Below are 24895 nucleotides of genomic sequence, written 5' to 3'. Positions count from 1 at the left end.
AATGCTATTAGATATAAGAAATTCGCTAAAATTTCGTATATTTGTAGTTAAGTTTATTATTTAGTACACATATTATTATGAGTGAAGAAATAAAGAAAAATTCGTATTCTGCCGATAGTATTCAGGCATTAGAAGGAATGGAGCATGTACGTATGCGTCCGTCAATGTACATTGGCGATGTGGGCGTTCGCGGTTTGCACCATTTGGTTTACGAAGTTGTAGATAACTCTATTGACGAAGCTTTGGCGGGTCACTGTGATTCTATTCAGGTAATTATTAATCAAGATAATTCTGTTTCGGTTCAAGATAACGGTCGTGGAATTCCGGTAGATATGCACAAAAAAGAAGGCGTATCTGCGTTGGAAGTTGTAATGACAAAAATTGGTGCAGGTGGTAAATTCGATAAAGATTCTTACAAAGTTTCTGGTGGATTACACGGGGTAGGTGTATCGTGTGTAAACGCTTTATCTGATCATTTACGTGCCGAAGTACACCGCGATGGTAAAGTTTGGGAGCAAGAATATGAGCGTGGTAAGGCAATCTATCCTGCACGCCCAATTGGCGAAACAAACATTACAGGAACAAAAGTTACTTTTAAGCCCGATGCTTCTATTTTTACGCATACTTTAGAATATTCATACGATACATTGGCGGCACGTTTACGTGAATTGTCGTTCCTTAATAAAGGAATTACCATTACACTTACAGATTTGCGCGATGTTGATGAAGAAGGAAAAGCAAAACACGAAATTTTTCATTCAACCGAAGGATTAAGTGAATATGTTCGCTTTTTAGATGGAAACCGTACTCCGATCATTAGCCATGTAATTAATATGGAAAGTGAAAAAGGCGAAATTCCTGTAGAAGTTGCCTTGATTTATAACGATAGTTATTCAGAAAATATTTATTCGTACGTAAACAACATCAATACGCACGAAGGTGGAACCCACTTACAAGGTTTCCGTATGGGATTAACCCGTACTTTGAAAAAATATGCCGATGCTTCAGGATTACTGGAAAAATTGAAATTCGAAATTTCGGGTGACGATTTCCGTGAAGGTTTAACGGCAATTATCTCTGTTAAGGTAATGGAACCTCAGTTTGAAGGACAAACCAAAGCAAAACTAGGAAACCGTGAAGTGGTTTCTCCGGTATCGCAAGGTGTTGCCGATATGTTGGAAGCTTATTTGGAAGAAAATCCGCAAGACGCAAAAATCATCGTTCAAAAAGTTATTTTAGCAGCACAGGCACGCCATGCAGCTAAAAAAGCCCGCGAAATGGTGCAGCGTAAAACGGTTATGAGCGGTGGTGGTTTACCTGGTAAACTTTCTGACTGTTCAGAGCAAAATCCTGAAAAATGTGAGATTTTCTTTGTCGAGGGAGATTCCGCAGGTGGAACTGCAAAACAAGGTCGTGACCGTAATTTTCAGGCAATTATGCCGTTACGTGGTAAAATCTTGAATGTTGAAAAAGCAATGGGGCACAAAGTGTTCGAAAACGAAGAGATCCGAAATATTTATACAGCTTTAGGTGTTACCATAGGAACCGAAGAAGACAGCAAAGCGTTAAACCTTTCTAAATTGCGTTACCATAAAGTAGTTATTATGTGTGATGCCGATGTTGACGGTAGCCACATTGCTACTTTAATTTTAACGTTCTTGTTCCGCTACATGCGTGAATTAATTGAAAAAGGTTGTGTTTATATTGCAACGCCGCCATTGTACATGGTAAAAAAAGGTACCAAAAAGCACTATGCATGGAACGATGAAGAACGTTTGGGATTCATGGAGCAATTAGGTCAGGGTTCATCGGTTCAGCGATATAAAGGTTTAGGAGAGATGAATGCAGAACAGTTGTGGGAAACTACAATGAATCCTGAATTTAGAACTTTACGCCAGATTACCGTTGATAATTTAGGTGAAGCAGACCGAGTTTTTTCTATGTTGATGGGCGATGAAGTTCCACCACGAAGAGAATTTATCGAGAAAAATGCAGTTTATGCAAAAATTGATGCTTAATAATATATCAAAAACCAGCTATTAGCTGGTTTTTTTATTTCTATAAAATTGTTAATAAAATCTAAAAAGGTGTTCAAATAAACACCTTTTTTTATTGTTAAATCTTTTGTGAAGTTATATATTTGTCCGTTTTATATAATTTTTTCGTTTTTCTACTTAAAAATCCATAGAACAAAATCATTTAAAAACTATTAATTTTTTAAAAATGCAGAATAAGGGACTCGTTAAGTTTATTGCGATTGTTTTTGCGTTGGTAAGTATTTACCAATTGTCCTTTACGTTTGTTACGAATCATTACGAGAGTAAGGCAAAAGAATTTGCCAATGGTGATTTAACCAAAGAATCTCGTTATTTAGATTCAATTGCAAACGAAAAGGTTTATTTAGGTCAAACTTTTGCTGAAGTGCGTTCAAAGCAAATTCAAAAAGGTTTGGATTTAGAAGGTGGTGTCAATGTGATGCTTCAAATTTCTGTAAAAGACATTTTAAAAGGATTGTCTAACGATTCAAAAAATGCAGTTTTCAATCAGGCGATCGCGGAAGCGGAGAAAAATCGTGAAGGAAATCAAACATTTTTAGAATCGTTCTATGAATCTTTCGATAAAATATCTGGCGGAAAAGTGAAATTGGCTTCTTCGGAAATTTTTGCAAACAGAAATTTACAGGAAATCAACACTTCTATGAGCGATGCTCAGGTAAAAACAATTTTAAGCAAAAAGGTAAAAGAATCAGTAGAAAGTGCCTACAAAGTTATTGGTGAGCGTATCGATAAATTTGGTGTGGTTTCTCCAACAATTCAAATGGTTGGTGAATCGGGCAGAATTTTGGTTGAATTACCGGGTGCGAAAGATATCGATCGTATCAAAAACTTATTACAGTCAACAGCACAGTTAGAGTTCTGGGAAACGTATAAAGGTGACGAAGTTGGACAGTTTTTAATGGCTGCCAACAATGTTTTAAAAGATAAGGCAGCAAAACCGGCAGCAGTTGCAACAGATACTACTGCAACGGCAGCACCAAAAAGCGATGTTGATAAATTATTAACAGGTGTTTCTAAAGATACAACTGCGAATAAAACACAAGATTTAGGACCAATTATCTCTTTAATCCAAGCTCCGGGTTATCAAGGTTCGCCTATCATTGCATTTTTTGCAACTAAAGATACGGCACAAATCAACACCTATTTAAAAGATCAACAGGTTAGAGGTTTGTTAAGTGGCGAATTACGTCATGTGAAATTTGCTTGGGGAAAAGCTAAAAAGAATTCAAACATTGTTGAACTATATGCTTTAAAAGGTAACGCACAAAACATTCCGCCATTATCAGGATCTGTTGTTACCGAAGCTCGTGACGATTACGATCAGGTTACAGGTAAACCGGTTGTTTCTATGCAGATGGATGCAAACGGAGCTAAAATCTGGGAAGCATTAACAGGTAAAGCACACAGCCAGCAATCAAACATTGCTATTGTATTGGATGATATCGTGTACTCGGCTCCGGGTGTAACTACAGGGCCAATTGCAGGTGGTAGTTCAAGTATATCTGGTGATTTCACTGTTCAAGAAACAAAAGATTTAGCAAACATCTTAAAAGCAGGTAAATTACCAGCTTCTGCAGATATCGTTTCATCTGAAATTGTTGGACCATCATTAGGTCAAGCAGCTATCGATGCTGGTATTATGTCGTCATTAGTAGGTTTGTTCATCATTGCAGCGTGGATGGTTTTCTTCTACGGTAAAGCAGGTTGGTTCGCAAACATTGCCTTGGCAGTTAACTTATTGTTCTTATTTGCTGTATTTACTGCATTTGGTTTTGTGTTAACATTACCAGGTATTGCAGGTATCGTTTTAACAATTGGTACAGCTGTAGATACTAATATTCTTATTTACGAAAGGGCTAAAGAATCGCTTCGTGAAGGTCATTCGGCTAAAGAAGCTATCAAACATTCATTCTCTTGGAGTGGTGCAATGTCTGCTATCGTAGATGCAAACGTTACAACCGCTTTAACAGGTATCGTGTTGGTTATTTTTGGTTCAGGACCTATTAAAGGATTTGCGGTTACCTTATTAATTGGTATCGTAACATCATTATTTACTGCAATTGTTATTACCAGAATTTTGGTTGATACAGCGGCAGCAAGAGATTCTAAATTAGCTTTCAGTACAAAAATTACGCGTAACTGGTTTACAAATATGAATTTCGATTTCATTGGAAAAAAGAAAATCGCCTATATTTTTACATCAATTACTATGTTATTGTGTATTGCTACATTATTCTTTAACGGATTGAATTACGGAACCGATTTTACCGGTGGTAGAACATTCCAGGTTCAATTTGATAATGAAGTGGATGCTTCAGCGGTTTCAAACAAATTATCTCAAGAATTCGACAGTAATGTTGAGGCTAAAGTTTTTGGAGATCGTGACAAATTAAAAATCACTACAAAATATAGAGTAGAAGAAGAAGGTACTAAAGTTGACCTAGAGGTAAATCAGGTATTGTACAACAATTTAAAGCCTTTCTTTAAAACTCCGTTAACTTATGAGCAGTTTACACATCCTGAAGCTAGTGGTTTGGGTATTGTACAAGCTTCAAAAGTTGGTCCAACCGTTGCAAAAGACGTTAAGACTGATGCTTACTGGGCAGTTGGTGGTGCATTGTTAATTGTATTTGTTTACTTGGCAATATCATTCCGCAGATGGCAGTATTCATTAGGTGCGGTTGCAGCAGTAGCACACGATGCGTTGTTTGTTTTAGGAGTTTATTCGTTCTTCTACAAATTTGCACCGTTTAATATGGAGGTTGATCAATCATTAGTAGCAGCATTGCTTACCGTAATTGGTTACTCTTTGAACGATACCGTAATTGTATTTGACCGTGTACGTGAGTACATTAAAGGTGATACAGAAGGATCTTTTGAAGAAGTAGTAAATAAATCGATCAACACTACTTTATCAAGAACATTCAATACATCTGCAACTGTAATCGTGGTATTATTAATCATGTTTATTTTTGGTGGTGAATCAATCCGTGGATTTGTATTTGCAATGTTATTAGGTATTGGTGTAGGTACGTACTCATCGTTATTTATTTCAACTCCAATTTTGGTTGATACTATTAAAGGTTCTGCAGAACGTGAACGTGCGGCTGCATTACAGAACAAACAAGAAAATACTCAAGAAGCAGAATAAGCTTTTTTAGTATTCATACAATAAAAAGTCGCTCAATTTGAGCGACTTTTGTTTTTATTGAAATGGTAGTGAAATTATAATTCGACAGAGATAAATTTAAAAAAAATTAGTTTTTTAGCGATTGATTGTGTAATTTCGTAAATAATTACATTTTGTTTCAAACAGTTTCTATATAATATGAATCAGGCAACTACAAAGGAAGCTTTAACTTTTGAAGACTTTAAAAAAGAGGTTTTAAACGATTATACAACAGCACGCACATCACGTGAATGTAGTTTGTTAGGTCGAAAAGAGGTTTTAACCGGAAAGGCAAAGTTTGGTATTTTTGGCGACGGAAAAGAAGTTCCACAGCTGGCAATGGCAAAGGCTTTTAAAAACGGAGATTTCCGTTCGGGTTACTACCGCGATCAAACCTTTATGATGGCTATTGGCGCGTTAAACATCCAGCAGTTTTTTGCAGGATTATACGGCCATGCCGATATTACCCAAGATCCAATGTCTGGTGGTCGTCAAATGGGTGGGCATTTTGCTACACACAGTTTAGACGAAAACGGCGAGTGGAAAAATCTTACACAACAAAAAAATTCAAGTTCAGATATTTCTCCAACAGCGGGTCAAATGCCTCGTTTATTAGGTTTGGCTCAAGCATCAAAAATTTATCGTGAATTCCCAAATGCAGATAAAAATCAAAAATTCTCTGTAGACGGTAACGAAGTTGCTTGGGGAACAATTGGTAACGCATCAACTTCTGAAGGATTGTTTTTCGAAACAATCAACGCAGCAGGTGTATTGCAGGTGCCAATGGTAATGAGTGTTTGGGACGATATGTACGGAATTTCGGTTCATGCACGCCATCAAACAACAAAAGAAAGTATTTCTGAAATTTTAAAAGGATTCCAGAAAGAAGAAGATACCAACGGATACGAAGTTTTAACCGTTCTTGGTTGGGATTATCCTGCCTTGGTTGATACGTACGCAAAAGCAGCGCAAATTGCTCGTACAAACCATATTCCGGTTTTAATTCACGTTAAGGAATTAACGCAACCGCAAGGTCACTCAACTTCTGGCTCGCACGAACGTTACAAATCTGCAGACCGTTTACAGTGGGAAGGCGATTTTGACTGTGTGGTTAAAATGCGTTCTTGGATGATCGACAATAATATTGCTACAAGCGAAGAATTAGATACGTTAGATGCCGAATTGAAAAAAGAGGTTTTAGCAGGTAAAAAAGCAGCTTGGGAAGCATATTTGAATCCTATAAAAGAAGAAAGAACAGCGTTAGTTGAAGTTTTAAATCAAGTAGCATCATCATCGGCAAACAAAGTGTTTATCGAAAAAATGATTGCCGATTTAAGCAGTATCAAAGAACCAATCCGCAAAGATAATTTAACAACTGCACGTAAAATTTTACGTATGGTTATTGGCGAAGCTGGTCAGAGTGCTTTAGCAACGTGGGTTAAGAATTATACCAACGAAATTCAACCAAAATTCAGTTCGCATTTAATGTCGCAATCAGCAGGAAAGGCAGAAAATGTAGAAGAAATTTTACCTGTTTACGATGAAAATTCAGAAATAGTTGATGCACGTTTAATCATCCGTAATAATTTCGATAAGATATTCGAAACCTATCCTGAAACATTAATTTTCGGAGAAGATTCTGGAAATATTGGTGATGTGAATCAAGGTTTAGAAGGTTTACAGGAAAAATACGGTGAAGCTAGAGTTTCCGATGCGGGAATTCGCGAAGCAAGTATTTTAGGTCAGGGAATTGGTATGGCAATGCGCGGTTTACGTCCAATTGCAGAAATCCAGTATTTAGATTATTTATTGTACGCTTTGCAGATTATGAGCGACGATTTGGCAACGGTTCAATACAGAACTGCCGGTAAACAAAAAGCACCGCTTATTGTTCGTACGCGTGGTCACCGATTAGAAGGTATCTGGCATTCGGGTTCGCCAATGGGAATGATCATTAATGCCATTCGCGGTATGCACGTTTTAGTTCCAAGAAGTATGACAAAAGCTGCTGGTTTTTACAATACATTGTTAAAAGGCGATGAACCTGCGTTGGTTATTGAATGTTTGAACGGATACCGTTTAAAAGAGAAAATGCCTAATAATATTGGTGAATTTACTACGCCGATTGGTGTGATTGAAACCGTAAAGCAAGGAACTGATTTAACAATTGTTTCTTACGGATCTACCTTAAGAATTGTTGAGCAAGCTGCAAAAGAATTGATGGAAATCGGTATTGATGTTGAAATTATCGACGCCCAATCTTTATTACCATTCGATAAAAACCACGATTGTGTAAAATCGCTTCAAAAAACAAATCGTCTGTTGGTGGTAGATGAAGATGTTCCTGGTGGTGCGTCGGCTTATATCTTACAACAGATTGTAGATGTTCAAGAAGGATACAAATTTTTAGACAGCAAACCAGAAACATTGGCTGCAAAACCACACAGACCGTCTTATGGAACTGATGGTGATTATTTCTCTAAGCCATCTGTAGAAGATGTTTTCGAAAAAGTGTATGCAATTATGGGTGAAGCTAATCCAAAAAAATATCCAAGTTTATACTAAACATATAAGATAAAAAGGCGAAAGATGATAGACTAACTTGTTAATCGTTTATTTTTCACTTTATCATGAATAGTTTCTATTACATTAAGCACCTTATTTAGGTGCTTTTTTTTATATTTGATAAATTATTAATCTATAATGAAATACAATCCGTTTAAAATTATAATCTGGGTGCTGTTTTTAGTTTTTGTATTGCTAAACAGCGTACGCTTATTTATTTACGGTTTTGTAATCAGTTTTATGATTGTGATTATCGATCGTGCTTTTTTTGGAACACGCAAAAGATCCGACACACAATTTTTAAATCTATTCTTAACTTTTACGTCGATTTTTACTTTATTTTATACTTTTTCGCCTTTTTTCAGATCGATCGAGTTTAAAATTTCGCATCCGCGCTGGCAAAAACTAGAGATTGTTTCAGTAGAAAAATCGGTAACTCAAAAAGTATCCACACCATTTAATTTTTTAGAGAAAGAATATACTTCTATATCTGTAAATTATATTGATGAGTATGGAAAAATTCAAATTAAAGGCGAAGAAATCAAGCATTACGCTATTTTAGGATTTGAGCCGTTGTTCAGTAAAAAAACAATCGAAAATGAGCTGGATTACATCCACAGTCGCAGTTTAAATAAATTGATCAATAAAAAAGCGATTAATGTGTATCAGCATCCGTCAAAAGATAAAATGAAGGTCTTTAAAGGGAACGATGCCTTTGCACTGCGTCATTCCATAGGTTTTCAAATTACGTTGTTAATAACGTACATTCTGTTTGTATCGTTTACGGTTTATTGTATTTATCGATTTAAACAATTGGCAGCAGCAGTAAAATCATCAAATATAAAAGAACAAAAATCAGCCTATATTATTTTACTTATTTTACTTTACAGTTATTTGGTGGTTGGTATTACGGTGGTACATTATTTAAAATTTTAATTGTTGCAACCAGATTAAATTAAATACATTACATTAAAAAATTCACTAACTTTGCACGGTTTTAAAAAACAAATAAAATGGTTAAAGATTTATTTGAAAGAATTCACGATAATAAAGGTCCGTTAGGTAAATGGGCTTCACAGGCAGAAGGTTACTTTGTATTTCCTAAATTAGAAGGGAAATTAGGACCAAGAATGCAGTTTCAAGGAAAAGAAGTTTTAAACTGGTCTATAAACGACTATTTAGGTTTGGCTACGCATCCTGAAGTAATGAAAGCAGATGCTGATGCAGCGGCAGAATTTGGTGCAGCCTATCCTATGGGCGCACGTATGATGTCTGGACATACAGATTGGCACGAAAAATTACAAGACGAATTAGCTGTTTTTGTTCAAAAAGAAGCTGCTTATTTGTTGAATTTTGGTTACCAGGGAATGGTTTCTACCATTGATGCTTTGGTTACTAAAAACGACGTAATTGTTTACGATGTTGATTCGCATGCATGTATTATCGACGGTGTTCGTTTGCACATGGGTAAACGTTTTACCTACAAACATAACGATGTAGAATCTTTAGAAAAGAATTTACAGCGTGCTACTAAAATGGCAGCAGAACAAAACGGAGGTATTTTAGTTATTACCGAAGGTGTTTTTGGTATGCGAGGTCAGCAAGGTAAATTAAAAGAAATTGTTGCTTTAAAAGAAAAATACAATTTCCGTTTGTTGGTTGATGATGCACACGGTTTTGGAACATTAGGAAAAACAGGAGCAGGAGCAGGTGAGGAGCAGGAATGTCAGGATGGTATCGATGTGTACTTTTCTACATTTGCAAAATCAATGGCTTCAATTGGGGCATTTATTGCTGCCGATAAAGACATTATCGATTATTTAAAATACAACTTACGTTCTCAAATGTTTGCAAAAGCGTTGCCAATGATTTTGGTGAAAGGTGCTTTAAAACGTTTGGAATTGTTAAGAAACCACCCGGAATTAAAAGACAAGTTGTGGGAAAATGTTAACCGTTTGCAGAATGGTTTAAAAGATCGTGGGTTTAATATTGGCGATACAAACACGTGTGTAACTCCGGTTTATTTAGAAGGATCTATTCCTGAAGCTATGATTATGGTGAATGATTTACGTGAAAACTACGGAATCTTTTTATCGATTGTAGTTTATCCGGTAATCCCGAAAGGAATCATTTTGTTGCGTGTAATTCCTACATCGTCACATACTTTTGAAGATATCGATCAAACATTATCTGCATTCGAAGCAATTCGCGGAAAATTATTAGATGGAACTTACAAAAAGATTGCTGCAGAAACTACTGTTGACATGGAAGCTCAATAATTTTTGAAGTTATTATATAAAAAAACGCCCGATCAAATCGGGCGTTTTTTATTCGGATATATTAAGCTCATCAAAATCTTCAATCTCTGATAATTTAATCAATTTATCAGCTTCTATTTTAGACCATTTACTCTCAAAAACTTCTTCATCAACACCTTCTTGTGGATTTAAATTGGTTTTTATCAGTTTTCTATTGGTCAGAAAATTGATACTTATCAACCGTTCTGTAATAGGACCAAAATTATCACTTGCATCATAACCAATCAATTCAAAATCGTGGTTCTGATGTCTGAAAGTATATGCCCAATATCCGTATCTGCCATGTGCATAATGTAAAATAAGGTTTCCTTTTTCAAGACGAATATCTAAATCGGGAGCGAAATAAACGCCACCATCTTCATTTTCAGACGAAAAACAATCGTAATTCTTAACAGCCAATTCATAACCGTTACCTTTCTTAAAAAGCACAACAATTCCTCTACGATTGCGGTCTACTTCTGATTCAAATCGGTTGGTAACAATGTTTTCGGGTTTGGTATCTTTAATAATCAGTACACAATCGTCGATTCCATCTTTATTCAAATCACCAAAATATTCACTGTAAACTACAAATCCTTTTGGAATAAAATCTTTCTTTGGTTTACCATTATCAACAACTTTTTCTTCATGTACTAGTGTGGTATCAATAGTATCACTCACATCTTGCGTCTTTTTACTGGCGGACTTTGTATCGCTTTTATTGCAACTTATTGTTGTGAAAATCAAAGTTGAGATGAAAAGGAATTTAATTTTCATTTTTATTTGTAAGTTACTAAATAACAACTGTATTTTACAGATCAAACCACAAAAAATGTCTGCAACAATTGTTAAAAACTTTTTTTATATTTATAGCTATTAATATTCCAAAAAAACATGGGCGAATTATCAGCAATCAAACTTATCAATATAAATAAACAACCGTATTTTAATTATAGCTTTTGCGTAAACAACTATTCGTTTTTAGAAAGTGTTGTTTGGCAGTTAGAGGGGAAATCTTTAGAAAACGTTCGAATTGAAATAGCTTCGCAATTAGGTTTGTTCGATCAGTTTGAAGAGCATCAAGACCTAATGACCGTTGAAAATCATTCCTTACAAAATATAAAATTCAACTATAATTTATCGTTTTTAAAACAGTTGGTTGAGCGCGATATCGATGTTATTTCGTTTAAAATATTCAGTAATAATGAATTGGTTTTTCAAACAACATTCGATTTACCTGTTCTTCCTGTCGATTATTTTGGTGGATTGAACACACATCCCGAACTTTTGGCAAGCTATGTTTTAGCGAATCATCCGTTGATCTATCAGATAAAATCAGATGCGGTTACAATTCTCGAAAAAAATAAATTGACGGCTTCTTTTGAAGGATATCAGTCACAAAATAAAGAACGCGTGTTACAAATGGTTTCGGCTTTGTATCAGGCAATTGTGAATTTACAGTTGGTTTACAGCGCCATGCCGGCAAGTTTTGAAACAGAAGGACAACGAATTCGGTTGAGTGATCAGGTTTTAGATACAAAATTTGGGAACTGTATTGATATTTCCCTGCTTTTTGCGGCGTGTTTAGAAGCTGTTAGTTTAAACCCGATTCTGGTAATTACGCGCGGGCACGCATTCGTTGGTGTTTGGTTAGACGATCAGCGTTTTAACGATACGGTTACTTACGATGCTACTGCGTTAACCAAACGTATTGCCCTTGGAATCAAGGAAATTGCCCTTATTGAAGCTACCAGTTTGTGCAAGGGAAATCAGTTGAAATTTAAAGATGCGATGGTTTCAGCCGAAGCACAAATGTTGCAGATTCACAATTTCTCAATGGCAATCGATATCAAGAATGCACGCTCAAAAGTTATTCGTCCGTTGCCTGTTTATGTGGCAGAAGAAGTATCGAACGATGATATAAAATCGAACATAACCTCTCATAAAATTGATAAAAAATTCGAAATCGGTGCAATTTACGACGATCTCGATTTAGGCGAATCACAAAATCTGACCAAACAAAAAATTTGGGAACGCAAGCTTTTAGATTTGTCGTTGCGCAATAATTTGCTAAACATTCGCTTTACAAAAAGCATGTTACAACTGGTAGATTTAAACATAAATCTGCTGGAAGATCACTTGGCAAACGGCAAATCGTTTACGCTTCAACCCAACAACAGTCAACCAATTGCAGGTAAATACAATTTTTATGCAGAACCGTTGCACGAAAGCGACCCGTTGTACCAATTCGCCGATTCAGAATTCAAATACAACCGTTTATATACACATTACCACCAAATAGAACTCGATGCTGTTTTAACGCATTTGTTTAGAAACGCCAAACTTGCCGAAGAAGAAAACGGAAAAAGTACGCTTTATTTGGGTGTTGGTCTGTTAAAATGGATCGAACCAAAAAACAAAGACATTCCACGTTTGGCTCCGCTGCTGCTGATTCCGGTTGAATTAAGCCGAAAATCGGTCAATGCTGCTTTTACTTTGCGAAGTCGTGAAGAAGAAACCATGATTAACATTACGTTGCTGGAATATTTAAGACAGGAATATCAGTTGGATTTGTCGGGATTGGAAAATTTACCGATGGACGATGCCGGTGTTGATGTTAAAAAAGTTCTGACGCTTTTTAGAAAAGAAATTTTAAATTTAAAAGGTTGGGATATTTTAGAGCAAACTGTTTTAGGCACTTTTTCATTCAATAAACTTATTTTATGGCAGGATATTTCTAAGTTTTCAGAAGAAATTCAAAAAAGTCCGATTGTTAAGAGTTTGATCGATGGAAAATTACACGAAAGTTTAAATACAGATACATTAAATATCGATCTGGAAACGCTGCCGGCAAACTGGTTAACATTGCCCATTGCTACAGATCATTCACAGTTAGAAGCCGTTTTAAATGCCAATGCTAATAAAAGTTTTGTGCTGCACGGACCGCCGGGAACAGGAAAATCGCAAACCATAACAAACATTATTGCCGATGCATTGGCAAATAATAAAAAAGTACTCTTTGTTGCTGCAAAAAAAGCGGCGTTAGATGTGGTGCACACGCGTTTAGATAAAATTGGTTTAGGTGCTTTTTGTTTGGAACTGCATTCTAACAAATCTAAAAAAAGCGATGTTTTGGTACAGTTGGCGCAATCTTTAGCAGTGCCGAAAGATACCAATCAGATTAATTTTAACGAAGAAGCTAACAGAATCGATCAGCGAAAAACCGAATTAAGTCAATACATTAATCTGCTGCATAAACCGTTAACAATTGGTTGGACTTTGTACGATACCATTTCGTATTTGGATATTAATGAAGTTGTAGTTAATCAGGAATTAATTTTAAAAGAAAATTTATTGCTGATTGATGCTTCTACCTGGAACAATTGGAAAGATTGGAGTATTCAGATGGAAGGTTTAACTGCTAAAATGAGCGATCATCCTTCAAAACATCCGTTGCGATTTATCTCCTTGCAAGAACAGAACTTTTCTCATAAAAATAACATTCAAGATGCTATTTCAGAATTTGAAAAAAGTACGCAGGAAGTTGATAAATTAAATTCCGATTATAATTTTCCGTTTAAAGAACCTTACAATCATCAGGTTGCAGGCATTATTGAATTGTTGGATAATTTACAGAATTTCAATACAGATCAATCTGTTGTTGATGTGTTTTTTAATGCTTCGCAATTAAATGTTCTGAATAATTGGTTGGAACTGCAAACGCAATTTCAGGCAAAAGAAGATCAAATTGTTTTAAACTTCAATCCAAATATTTTAACTGTAAATACTTCAGAATTCGAACAAATCTGGAATCAGTCAAAACACACCTGGTTTTTGCCGAAGTGGTTAAAACAGCGAAAAGTAAAACAGTTTTTAAACGGATTTTCAAAACAAAAAATAAGTGATGCTTTTCAGATTGATAACATCTTTAGTGATTTATCTTCTTGTAGTTCATTAAAACGAAATCTGAACGAACTGCAATATCAAAGTGTTTACAGTACAATAAATCAATATCTTAAAAATCAACGCTTTGATGTTAGTTTATTACAGCAACACATTAAGCAGTTAGGTCATTTAAAGCAAACCGCAGAAAGTTTAAATCTAACAGATTTTCAATCGTGGTTGAAGCATTATTTTGATAATTCGTTCTTAAAAGCAGGAATTAATGATGCTGTTCAACAATTAAAATCGTACCAAAAAACTCATAAAGATATTCAGTTTTACTTGAATGAAAATGCAGACAGTACCATGGTATCAACTGTGAAAAATAATCTGCATTTGCTGGAAGATTGGATCACGTACAACCATTACAAACAAAAAGCGGTCGATTTAAATTTGAAGTGGTTTATTGATTTATTAGAGCAAAACAAGATCCAAAAAGACCGTTTGTCAAAACAGTTCGAAGATTTGATTCATTTGAATTTGTTTGTGCAAACTTTAAATTCTTCTGCGATTTTAAACACGTTTGACGCGAATGTTTACGAAGCGTTGATTGATCAATACAAAAAAACGTATCAGGAATTTACCGAAATTACAAAGAATCAGTTGCAGTTTCAATTAAGCAATAATATTCCGAATTTAACACAGGAAGCGGTTTCAAGTTCAGAAATTGGAATTTTACAAAAGGCAATCCGCAATAAATCGCGCGGTGTATCCATCCGTAAACTTTTCGACCAGATTCCAACGTTGCTTCCGCGTTTAAAACCGTGTATGTTAATGAGTCCGATTTCCGTGGCTCAGTATTTTGATGTAGATACCAACCATTTTGATCTAGTTATTTTCGATGAAGCTTCGCAATTGCCAACATCAGAAGCCATTAGTGCATTAGCGCGTGCAAAACAGGCAATTATTGTTGGAGATCCGAAACAGATGCCACCGACAAGTTTTTTTGCATCGACTAAAATTGATGAGGATAACATGGAATTAGAAGATTTGGAAAGTATTTTAGACGATACTTTGGCAATTTCCATTCCATCTAAATATTTGTTGCGTCATTACCGCAGTAAACACGAAAGTTTAATTGCTTTTAGCAATGCCAATTTCTACGAGAATAAACTGCTTACTTTTCCGTCTGCCGACGATTTAGACAAAAAAGTTACGTTTGAATACATTGCCGGACATTACGATAAAGGCAACACGCGAACCAACAAGCAAGAAGCTGAGGCGATTGTTTTGTGTATAAAAAATCATTTGCAATCGGGTAAAAAAGAATCGGTTGGTGTGGTTACTTTTAGTCAGACACAGCAGGTTTTAATTGAAGATCTACTTCAGAAACTTTATCAGGAAAATACGTCTTTAGAAGAAAAAGCATTGCAGGCAGAAGAACCTATTTTTATTAAGAACCTTGAGAATGTTCAGGGTGACGAACGTGACATTATTTTATTTTCTATTGGATATGGAGCAGATGAAGATGGTAAATTATCAATGAATTTTGGTCCTTTGAATAGGGAAGGAGGCTGGCGAAGATTGAATGTTGCCGTTACACGTGCGCGTTATGAAATGAAAGTTTTTTCGTCTTTAAAAGCTGATCAGATCGACTTGAATCGAACACAGGCCGAAGGTGTAAAAGGATTAAAAGGCTTTTTAAATTTTGCACAAAAAGGTTTGTTACCAACCAATTTCAATTCAGCAAACAATGTTCAAAAGCAGAATTTAATTGAAAGTATTTCCAAATATTTGAATGAAAATGGATTAGAAGTAAAAACAAATATTGGTACATCGGCTTACCGATTAGATATTGGAATTGTTGATCCGCAAAATAAAGATCAGTACGTTTTGGGTATTTTGGTCGATGGCGAAAATTATGTACAAACACAAACTACCAACGACCGCGAATTGTTAATCCCGAGTGTTTTAAATGGTTTAGGTTGGAATATCCACCGAATTTGGACTTTAGACTGGATTAAGAATAAGGATAAAATTGTAGCGGAAATTAAACAGAAAATCAAAACTAAAAAAGCAGATTAGTTACTTAATTTTCCAAATAAAAAAGCACTTTATTACAAAGCACTTTTTGTCTTTTTATACGATCCTTGAAAAGGAATAGATCGCAAACTATCGTTACATTTAAACTTTACCGAATCTTTCTGAATGTTTTCATACAACACATGCGCTTCTTTTTTGGTGAAAATAATTCTTAAATTTCCATCATTGTTTAAAGGTGCATTCAGCTGATTTCCTTTATCTAAATTAGCGTTTAAGTTTGTTTTACAGTTTGTTAAAGAATCTAACTTGTTGTAAAAAGTGAATTCTAAATTATACTTCTCGTTTTTTAAATATTTGATTTTTAATTTATTGTATAAATTAATCGTGTCGCCAACAGTGTAAGTTCCTTCAATTGTCTGGTGTTTAAATTTGGTTTTCTTATGCAAAATATAATCATCTGCAAATTCGCCTTTAACTTCTTTTAAATCACTGCCTACACGCAAAATTTTATTGTAATCTTTTATTCTGAAAAATAATTTTTCACGGTCAAAAGTAGCTGTAAAAACACTGTCTTTCAACTTCCATGTTCCAACTTTCGTTGTTGGAAGTTCGTTTTTATCCTGATAATAAACGGTTCGAGAAATGGTACTGTCCTTATAAATTCTAATCGAACTTTCAATACCGGGACAATCGGGACAAGGAATAATTCCTTCAAAAGTATTGCAGAAAATAGTGTCTAAAAGTGGTTGTTCTATCACAACAACTGCATTATTATCTTTTTTACAAGCTGTAAAAAAAAGCATAATAATTAGCACTTGTAACGTTTTAATAACCCATCTCATAGCTGTTTGTTTTTAATTGAATTTATCATGTACTTAACAAAAATAGTTCCAATTATTAGCAAATCAAAAAAAAAATAGTCTAAAAAACCGAGGATATATTTTAAAAATGCAAGATTTAGCTTATTTTTGCATAAAGATACACAACACAATGACACAAGGTATTATTATTTTAGATTTTGGCTCGCAATACAATCAGTTAATTGCTCGCCGAATTCGAGAATTTGGAGTTTACACCGAAATTATTCCCTTCAATACTCCAATTGCCAAAATTAAAAAACACAATCCTACAGGAATTATTTTATCGGGCGGACCTTCTTCGGTTTTTGGAGATGAAGCTGCCTTGGTTGATAAAGAACTGTTTGAAATGGGCGTGCCTGTTTTAGGAATTTGTTACGGTATGCAGTTAATTTCACATCTTTTAGGTGGTGAAGTTAAAAAAGGAGTGAAAGGCGAATACGGAAAATCTGATTTAACCGTTTTGGCTCAAAACAGTTTGTTTAACGGCGTTCCAGAAAAATCTACTGTTTGGATGAGCCATTTTGATGAAGTAATGAAAGCGCCGGAAGGTTTTGTTGTTTCAGGAAAATCGAACATCGATATTGCTGCAATGGCAAACGAGAGCAGAAATATTTTTGCAGTTCAGTTTCACCCGGAAGTAACACATTCTGAATTTGGATCTAAAATGTTGGAAAACTTTGTTTTTGATATTTGTAGGGCAGAGAAAAACTGGGTTTTAAAAGATTTTATCGAAACCGAGATACAAAGAATTAAAGAAGTTGTTGGCGACAAAAAAGTTATTTTAGGACTTTCTGGCGGCGTTGATTCTTCGGTTGCTGCGGTTTTAATCCACCGTGCCATTGGCGATCAGTTAACGTGTATTTTTGTTGATACAGGTTTATTGCGTAAAGACGAAGGCAAAAAAGTAATGGATAATTACGGCAAGCACTTCCACATGAATATTAAAATGGTCGATGCTTCTGAACGCTTTTTGAACAGTTTGAAAGGAATTGATGAGCCTGAAGCTAAACGTAAGGCAATTGGTCGTGATTTCGTAGCTGTTTTCGATGAAGAATCTCAAAAATTCGGAGATGCTTCGTTCTTGGCTCAAGGAACAATTTACCCTGATGTTATTGAATCACAGTCGGTAAAAGGACCATCGGCAACTATAAAATCGCATCACAATGTGGGCGGATTACCAGAACACATGAAATTGCAGTTGTTGGAACCGTTACGTGAATTGTTTAAAGACGAAGTTCGTAAAGTGGGTGTGGAGTTAGGAATTCCTCGCGAGTTGGTTTACCGTCATCCGTTCCCGGGACCAGGATTAGGAATTCGTGTTTTAGGTGAAGTTGACGAAGAAAAAGTTAGAATTTTACAAGAAGCTGATCAGATTTTTATCGATGAGCTTTACAATCATAATTTGTACGACGAAGTTTCACAGGCGTTCGTAGTATTGTTACCGGTAAAATCGGTAGGTGTAATGGGCGATGAGCGTACGTACGAATATACGGCGGTTGTGCGTTCTGCAAATACTATTGATTTTATGACGGCAACTTGGAGTAAATTACCTTACGAGTTTTTGGAATTGGTTTCGAACCGAATCATAAACGAGGTAAAAGGAATTAACCGCGTTGCTTACGATATCAGCTCTAAACCACCAGCAACAATTGAGTGGGAATAATATTAAAACCGTTGTGAAAGCAACGGTTTTGTTTTTTATTTGTATTTAAAATTAGTTCAAATGTCAATTAAAGCATCTTATATTTTTATAATAACTGCAATTGTTTACTTTTTAATTTCTGTGATTTTTAAAAGTGAATATTATTCATCTTTTGATATTAACTCTGGTGATAGTTTTATTATCACAGCAAATTTAAATCTAACATTAATAGCTTCAATATTTATTTTTTGTCAAGGAATATTGTATTTGATCATTGAGAAGATGAAATTGAAACTTTATTCATTATTAATAAAACTGCATTTTTTGTTCGTAGTTATTTTTCTTTCGATTTTAATATTTCTTCTGAATTTTGAAAGTAATTATGATAATTTAAAGTGGTTTAATATCGGTATTTTTATTGCTTTTTTAGGTTGTATTTTAATTCCGACGATTAACTTGATATTCTCTGTTTTAAATAGAAAGATATAATTCTCAATTAAATGAATAATTCAAAAGATAAATTACACCCTCGTAGTTTTCACAACAAACCGTATAATTTTCAGGAATTGATTTTAAAAGTTCCCGAATTAAAGCAGTTTATTGTAAAAAATCGTGAGGGAGTTGATACGGTTCAGTTTGCTGATCCAAAGGCGGTGTATCTGTTGAACAAAGCTTTGTTATTGCATTTTTATAGTTTGGATTTTTGGGATATTCCCAATCAAAATCTTATTCCCCCAATTCCGGGTCGTGCGGATTATGTTCATTATCTAGCCGATTTATTAAAGGTTGATGATTCTGATAAAAATACTGTTTTAGATATTGGAACGGGCGCAAGTTTGGTATATCCGTTAATTGGAAGTTCGGTTTATAATTGGAACTTTGCTGCAACCGATATCGAACCAAAATCAATAGAAATTGCGCAGGAAATTATTGATAAAAATCCGCATTTATCTTCAAAAATCACGTTACGACTTCAACCTGATAAAAAACAGATACTTTCGGGCATTATTATTAAGGATGATTATTTTGATGCAGTGATGTGTAATCCGCCGTTTTTTAAATCGAAGAAAGAAGCCGAAGCACAAACCATTCGCAAGTTAAAAGGGTTGGATAAACGGAAAACTCCAAAACTAATTAATAATTTTTCAGGCGAAAGCAATGAATTGTGGTTCAATGGTGGCGAATTATCGTTTGTGTTGAACTACATTAAAGAAAGTGTTCTGTTTAAAACGCAAGTTGGTTGGTTTACAAGTTTAATATCGAACGAAGATAATCTGAAACCATTACAGATCGAATTAAAAAAATCAGCTAAAGAAATCAAAGTTATTGATATGGCGCAAGGCAACAAAAAGAGTCGAATTTTGGCTTGGAGGTTTTAATTCTCAATATCCAACTTATATTTATGTAACAAGCCGTCTAACTGATGTGCAGAAAATTTAGCATTTTTCATTTTGTTGAATTCGGGATCAATCGAGAAGTTTCTAGCATTTCTAAAATCGGTTTTTTCTAAAACAGTGTTCGAAAATCGTGTTCCAGTTAAATCGGCATCCTGAAAATTAGCAGAAGTTAAATTGCTTTCAGAAAAATCGACTTCCCTCAAAGAACATTTTACAAAAGATGTTCCTTTTAATTTCGATCCAAAGAAAATGCTGTAATCAAGCATGCAGTTATCAAAATTAAACGAAAACATAAATTTGCTGCATTTAGAAAAATCGACACCCAAAATTTTACAGTTACTGAAAACAACGTTGCTTAAACCTACATTCCCAATCAAAGTCATGGAAAAATTGCAGTTTTCAAACACACAATCATCAAAATTATTGTCGCGTAAATCGCTGTTGGTAAAATTACAGCTTATAAACGTACATTTTGCAAACTCTCTATCGCGCAAAGTTTTCTCGGAATAATCAATACTTTTAAACTCTTTATTTTCGTGATAGATCGTTTTGTTTTCCATTGTTAAAGGATGATTTGTTTGTTAGAGCTAAAATTTCAATCTTTAAATATCCGAAATAAAACCACAATTCACAAGCATATTTCAATTTAAAAAGTATATCATAATAAAATCAAAACGACATAAAAATGCAACGATTTTGTTTTTATATTTGTTACTATGAAAAGATTATTTTTTACACTATCGACTTTATTTTGTGCAACTGTTTCGTTTGCGCAAACTGCTACAAAAACACATACCGTAGCAAAAGGCGAAACCATTACGCAGATTGCAAAAAAATATAACACTACAAATAATGTGTTGTTTTTACTGAACCCTGAAGCTGTTGACGGTGTTAGTGAAAACCAGATTATTAAGATACCAACCACATCGTCTGTGCAACATCAGGTTCAGGCAAAAGAAACGGTTTACGGAATTTCAAAGCAGTACAATATTGCCATTGAAAAGCTATACGATTTAAATCCGGGATTAAAAGAAAATGGTTTAAAAATTGGTCAGTTTTTAAATTTAGCAGAGACTACATCAAAAAATACCACAACGGTTCCAAACAATAATCAACCAGCAAAAAATCTTGCAAGTACTACGGTTATTGTTGAAAAAGGCGAAACAATTTATGGTATTGCGGTTAAAAATAATACTACAGTTTCTGTTTTATATGAATTGAATATGGGCTTGTTAGAAAACGGTTTGAAGGTAGGGCAGCCGATCAATATTCCTGTGAGTGGAGAAATTAAGAAGGATATTGCTGATACATCTAAAAAAACAAAAGCCAAAACAATTGTTGTTCAACCAAAGCAGACCATTTACAATATTGCAAAAACAAACAATATTTCGCAGGAACAGTTAATGGAATGGAATCCGGATTTAAAAAATGGTTTAAAAGATGGATCGACGTTAATTGTAGGATATTCTTACGAGAAAGTTCCGTTTAACGATAATTCTACTCCAAAACCGGTTGAAAATACATCAACTCCAGTTAAAAAAGGAATTGATTTGTCATTGCCAAACGATGGATCTACGAGAGATTTGGTACTATTACTACCGTTTAATGTTTCGAATAATAATTTTAATAATCCATCGATCAATCAAAGTATAAAAGAAGATGTCTTTTTAAATATGACGTTGGATTTTTATTCGGGAGCCAAAATGGCAATTGATGTGTTAAAGGAGAAAAACTACAATTTAAACATAAAATTTGTAGATTCTAAAGAAACAAACCGTGCTTTAGATGTAAATACGTTAAAAGGCGATTTCGATTTTTCTGCAGCCGATGTGATTATTGGACCGTTTTTTCAGAAGAACGTAGATGCGGTTTCCGAAGCTTTTAAAAATCAGCAAACCATTATCGTATCACCATTATCAACCGAAAAAGGGAAACCGTTTCCACGTCAGGTTCATACCATGCCGAATACCGAAATTGTTAAGAAGGAAATGTTAGAATACGTTATTTCAAAACAAGAACGAGTGGTTGCGATTACCGATGGCAAGAAAACATCAAGTCAATATTTCAGCGCCAATTATCCTGCAATAACAACGTTGAGTGTTACAACAGACGAAAAAGTAAGTCCGACGGTTTTAAAGAATTTGTTATCAGAAACCGAAACCAATTACATAGTTTACGATGCCACTTCGCTGACAACAACGGTAGAATTAATCAATACCTTGAAATCGTTACAGAAAGAATTTAAAATTCAGTTGGTATCGTTGGAAAAATTAGATGTTTTAGAATCGTCTGATGTAGAAATGAACGATCTAATTGCATTGAAATATACGTTTCCATCTGTAACAAATGATGCATCAGGCAATAAAAAGGAAAAATTTGTAAAAGAATATAAAGCTGTTTACGGCAAAAATCCAAGCAGATTTGCAACGCGTGGTTACGATGTTACACACGATATTATTACCAGAATGTTTGAATCTGACGAAGATTCTAATATTTTCGATTATGGTTCGCAACAGGTAGAAAATAAATTTGCCTACATAAATGAAAATGGAGGCGTTTACAACAACGCGGTTTACATTTTGTATTACGATAAAGATTTAACCATTAAAGAAGCAAAATAATGAGCACAAGCAAAGTAGTTTATAAAGGCGATATAAGAACAGAATCGACACATTTACAGTCGGGAACCGTGATTTTAACCGACGGACCAACTGATAATCACGGTAAAGGAGAAGCATTTTCACCAACCGATATGGTTGCAAATTCACTAGCAACCTGTATGTTGAGTATTATGGGAATCAAAGCAAACGCAATGAACGTTAATATTGATGGATCTACCGCTGATGTTACCAAAATTATGCAGACTGAACCAAGAATGATCAGTGAAATTGTTGTAGTATTGGATATGCAGGGTGTTGATGATGAAAAATCACGAATCATTTTAGAACGATCTGCTATGACTTGTCCGGTGTTTTTAAGTCTTCATCCTGATGTCAAGAAAACTGTTAGTTTTAATTGGAGATAATATTGGAAGATCAAAACAAAGAATTATTAGAATTAGCACATACAAAAATGCCCTTTGGTAAATACCAGGGGCGTTTTTTGGTTGATATACCCGAACCTTATTACGTTTGGTATAGAAACAAAGGTTTTCCGTCAGGTAAATTGGGTAAACAACTGGCAATGATGTACGAAATAAAGCTGAATGGTTTAGAAGTTTTAATACGAAATATCAAGAACAAATATCCAAAGCCGTAAGCAAGAATAATTGTTAATAGTAAAACTTTCAAAACCCGAATTATAGTTGTAATTTTGCCAAGTTTAATATAGAACAACACAACACACAACATACCTTACAAATGAAACAATGTAAATATATTTTCGTTACGGGCGGTGTAACATCATCACTTGGAAAAGGAATTATAGCAGCATCTTTAGCAAAATTATTACAGGCTAGAGGTTACAGAACAACTATTCAAAAGTTCGATCCGTATATTAATGTGGATCCTGGAACTTTAAATCCGTACGAACATGGCGAATGTTTCGTGACAAACGATGGTGCCGAAACCGATTTGGACTTGGGTCATTACGAGCGTTTTTTGAATGTTCCTACTTCGCAGGCGAACAACGTAACAACTGGTCGCGTTTATTTATCGGTTATCGAAAAAGAACGTCGTGGCGAGTTTTTAGGTAAAACGGTTCAGGTTGTTCCGCACATCACAAACGAAATTAAAGAACGCATGCAGTTGTTGGGCAAATCGGGCGATTACGATATCGTAATTACCGAAATTGGCGGAACTGTGGGCGATATCGAATCGTTACCTTATATTGAATCTGTACGTCAGTTGGTGTGGGATTTAGGCGATAAAAATGCCATTGTGGTTCACTTAACATTGGTGCCTTACTTGGCAGCTGCCGGTGAATTAAAAACAAAACCGACACAGCACTCTGTTAAAACGTTGATGGAAAGCGGTATTAAGGCTGATATTTTGGTTTGCAGAACAGAGCACGAAATATCATCAGACATTAAACGTAAACTGGCAGCTTTCTGTAATGTTTCAGAAGAATCGGTTATTCAGTCAATCGATGCTTCAACAATTTACGAAGTTCCAAACAATATGTTAGATGAAGGTTTGGATATTGTCGCATTGAAAAAATTGGATCTTCCTGAAAAAGGATTACCGGATTTAACCAAATGGAACGATTTCTTACACCGATTAAAAAATCCTAAACACACCATCAATATTGGTTTGGTTGGAAAGTATGTTGAATTGCAGGATTCATACAAATCGATACTTGAATCATTTGTTCATGCAGGTGCATCTAACTACACTAAAGTCAATGTGGTAAGTATTCATTCAGAATATTTGACAACTAAAAATGTTGCCGATAAAATGAAGAATTTAGACGGTATTTTGGTTGCTCCAGGCTTTGGATCAAGAGGTATAGAAGGAAAGATAGAAACGGTTCGCTATGCACGTGAAAATAACATTCCGTTTATGGGAATTTGTTTGGGAATGCAAATGGCTGTTATAGAATTTGCCCGTAATGTTTTAGGTTACGAAAACGCGAATTCAACCGAAATGAACGATAACACACCGCATCCGGTAATTACGTTTATGGAAGAGCAAAAAACAATTACCGATAAAGGTGGAACCATGCGTTTAGGTGGTTGGGACTGTGAAATTAAAGAAGGTACAAAAGCGTTTGATATTTACCAAAATACGTTGATTAACGAACGTCACCGCCACCGTTATGAGTTTAATAACTATTATACCGAAGCGTTTGAAAATGCAGGTATGGTGCTTTCGGGCGTGAATCCTGAAACAAAATTGGTAGAGATTATTGAATTACCAAATCATCCGTTTTTCGTTGCAGCACAATATCACCCGGAGTATAAAAGTACAGTAGCAAATCCGCATCCGTTATTTTCTGCGTTTGTAAAAGCGGCAGTAGATAAAAAGATAAATACCCTGTAAAACT

The 24895-nt window shown here is 34.9% G+C and carries 16 protein-coding genes; 13 read left to right on the top strand and 3 right to left on the bottom strand.

The features are described 5' to 3' along the window. Positions 1 to 77: 77 nt before the first annotated feature. From gyrB to F0460_RS08410, 5 genes are all read left to right on the top strand, one after another. Positions 78 to 2018, top strand: a complete 1941-nt coding sequence (gyrB, locus tag F0460_RS08430) for a DNA topoisomerase (ATP-hydrolyzing) subunit B (RefSeq protein ID WP_150012190.1) — start codon at positions 78 to 80, stop codon at positions 2016 to 2018. A 205-nt stretch (positions 2019 to 2223) separates the two neighbouring features. Then, the gene (gene secDF, locus F0460_RS08425) at positions 2224 to 5208 is read left to right on the top strand and encodes a protein translocase subunit SecDF (protein ID WP_150012188.1); all 2985 of its coding nucleotides are present in this window, start codon (positions 2224 to 2226) and stop codon (positions 5206 to 5208) included. Between the two features lie 177 nt (positions 5209 to 5385). After that, complete coding sequence (locus tag F0460_RS08420) at positions 5386 to 7791, top strand: alpha-ketoacid dehydrogenase subunit alpha/beta (protein WP_150012186.1); 2406 nt, start codon at positions 5386 to 5388, stop codon at positions 7789 to 7791. A 138-nt stretch (positions 7792 to 7929) separates the two neighbouring features. Further along, positions 7930 to 8727, top strand: a complete 798-nt coding sequence (locus F0460_RS08415; RefSeq protein ID WP_150012184.1) for a hypothetical protein — start codon at positions 7930 to 7932, stop codon at positions 8725 to 8727. Between the two features lie 77 nt (positions 8728 to 8804). Beyond that, positions 8805 to 10070, top strand: a complete 1266-nt coding sequence (locus tag F0460_RS08410) for an aminotransferase class I/II-fold pyridoxal phosphate-dependent enzyme (RefSeq protein ID WP_150012182.1) — start codon at positions 8805 to 8807, stop codon at positions 10068 to 10070. 48 nt (positions 10071 to 10118) lie between these two features. Here F0460_RS08410 and F0460_RS08405 read toward each other — a convergent pair whose 3' ends face one another. Beyond that, positions 10119 to 10769 carry a hypothetical protein gene (locus F0460_RS08405; protein WP_150012180.1) on the bottom strand — a complete coding sequence of 217 codons (651 nt, stop codon included), beginning with the start codon at positions 10767 to 10769 and terminating at the stop codon, positions 10119 to 10121. 213 nt (positions 10770 to 10982) lie between these two features. Between F0460_RS08405 and F0460_RS08400 the strand changes: the two genes are divergently transcribed. Next, the gene (locus tag F0460_RS08400; protein WP_150012178.1) at positions 10983 to 16055 is read left to right on the top strand and encodes a DUF4011 domain-containing protein; all 5073 of its coding nucleotides are present in this window, start codon (positions 10983 to 10985) and stop codon (positions 16053 to 16055) included. Positions 16056 to 16087: 32 nt separating this feature from the next. Here F0460_RS08400 and F0460_RS08395 read toward each other — a convergent pair whose 3' ends face one another. After that, positions 16088 to 16855, bottom strand: a complete 768-nt coding sequence (locus F0460_RS08395; protein ID WP_150012176.1) for a copper resistance protein NlpE N-terminal domain-containing protein — start codon at positions 16853 to 16855, stop codon at positions 16088 to 16090. A 148-nt stretch (positions 16856 to 17003) separates the two neighbouring features. Between F0460_RS08395 and guaA the strand changes: the two genes are divergently transcribed. From guaA to rlmF, 3 genes are read left to right on the top strand one after another with little or no spacing between them, the layout of a single operon-like run. Beyond that, a complete protein-coding gene (gene guaA / locus F0460_RS08390) occupies positions 17004 to 18536 on the top strand; it encodes a glutamine-hydrolyzing GMP synthase (RefSeq protein WP_150012174.1) in 1533 nt (510 codons plus the stop codon). 60 nt (positions 18537 to 18596) lie between these two features. Next, positions 18597 to 19004, top strand: coding sequence for a hypothetical protein (locus F0460_RS08385; RefSeq protein WP_150012172.1), 408 nt, complete (start codon positions 18597 to 18599; stop codon positions 19002 to 19004). Between the two features lie 11 nt (positions 19005 to 19015). Then, positions 19016 to 19894, top strand: a complete 879-nt coding sequence (rlmF, locus tag F0460_RS08380; RefSeq protein ID WP_150012170.1) for a 23S rRNA (adenine(1618)-N(6))-methyltransferase RlmF — start codon at positions 19016 to 19018, stop codon at positions 19892 to 19894. Here rlmF and F0460_RS08375 read toward each other — a convergent pair. Further along, complete coding sequence (locus F0460_RS08375) at positions 19891 to 20472, bottom strand: pentapeptide repeat-containing protein (RefSeq protein WP_150012168.1); 582 nt, start codon at positions 20470 to 20472, stop codon at positions 19891 to 19893. The two genes, rlmF and F0460_RS08375, sit on opposite strands and share 4 nt — an antisense overlap. A 156-nt stretch (positions 20473 to 20628) precedes the next feature. On the opposite strand from F0460_RS08375, the gene F0460_RS08370 reads away from it, so the two are divergent. The 4 genes from F0460_RS08370 (at position 20629) to F0460_RS08355 (ending at position 24891) form a co-directional block, all read left to right on the top strand. Next, complete coding sequence (locus F0460_RS08370) at positions 20629 to 22533, top strand: LysM peptidoglycan-binding domain-containing protein (protein WP_150012166.1); 1905 nt, start codon at positions 20629 to 20631, stop codon at positions 22531 to 22533. Next, positions 22533 to 22937, top strand: coding sequence for an OsmC family protein (locus F0460_RS08365; protein ID WP_150012164.1), 405 nt, complete (start codon positions 22533 to 22535; stop codon positions 22935 to 22937). The genes F0460_RS08370 and F0460_RS08365 overlap by 1 nt, the downstream gene beginning before the upstream one ends. Continuing rightward, positions 22937 to 23170, top strand: a complete 234-nt coding sequence (locus F0460_RS08360; RefSeq protein ID WP_397361845.1) for a DUF3820 family protein — start codon at positions 22937 to 22939, stop codon at positions 23168 to 23170. The genes F0460_RS08365 and F0460_RS08360 overlap by 1 nt, the downstream gene beginning before the upstream one ends. A gap of 101 nt (positions 23171 to 23271) precedes the next feature. Next, on the top strand, positions 23272 to 24891 hold the full coding sequence (locus F0460_RS08355; RefSeq protein ID WP_150012162.1) for a CTP synthase: 1620 nt from the start codon (positions 23272 to 23274) through the stop codon (positions 24889 to 24891). The last annotated feature ends 4 nt before the right edge of the window (positions 24892 to 24895 follow it).

The sequence above is a fragment of the Paenimyroides baculatum genome, assembly GCF_008629655.1.
Classification (GTDB): domain Bacteria; phylum Bacteroidota; class Bacteroidia; order Flavobacteriales; family Flavobacteriaceae; genus Flavobacterium; species Flavobacterium baculatum.
Note: the sequence above shows the minus strand (reverse complement) of the source record. Positions and strands in the feature narration are given on the sequence as shown.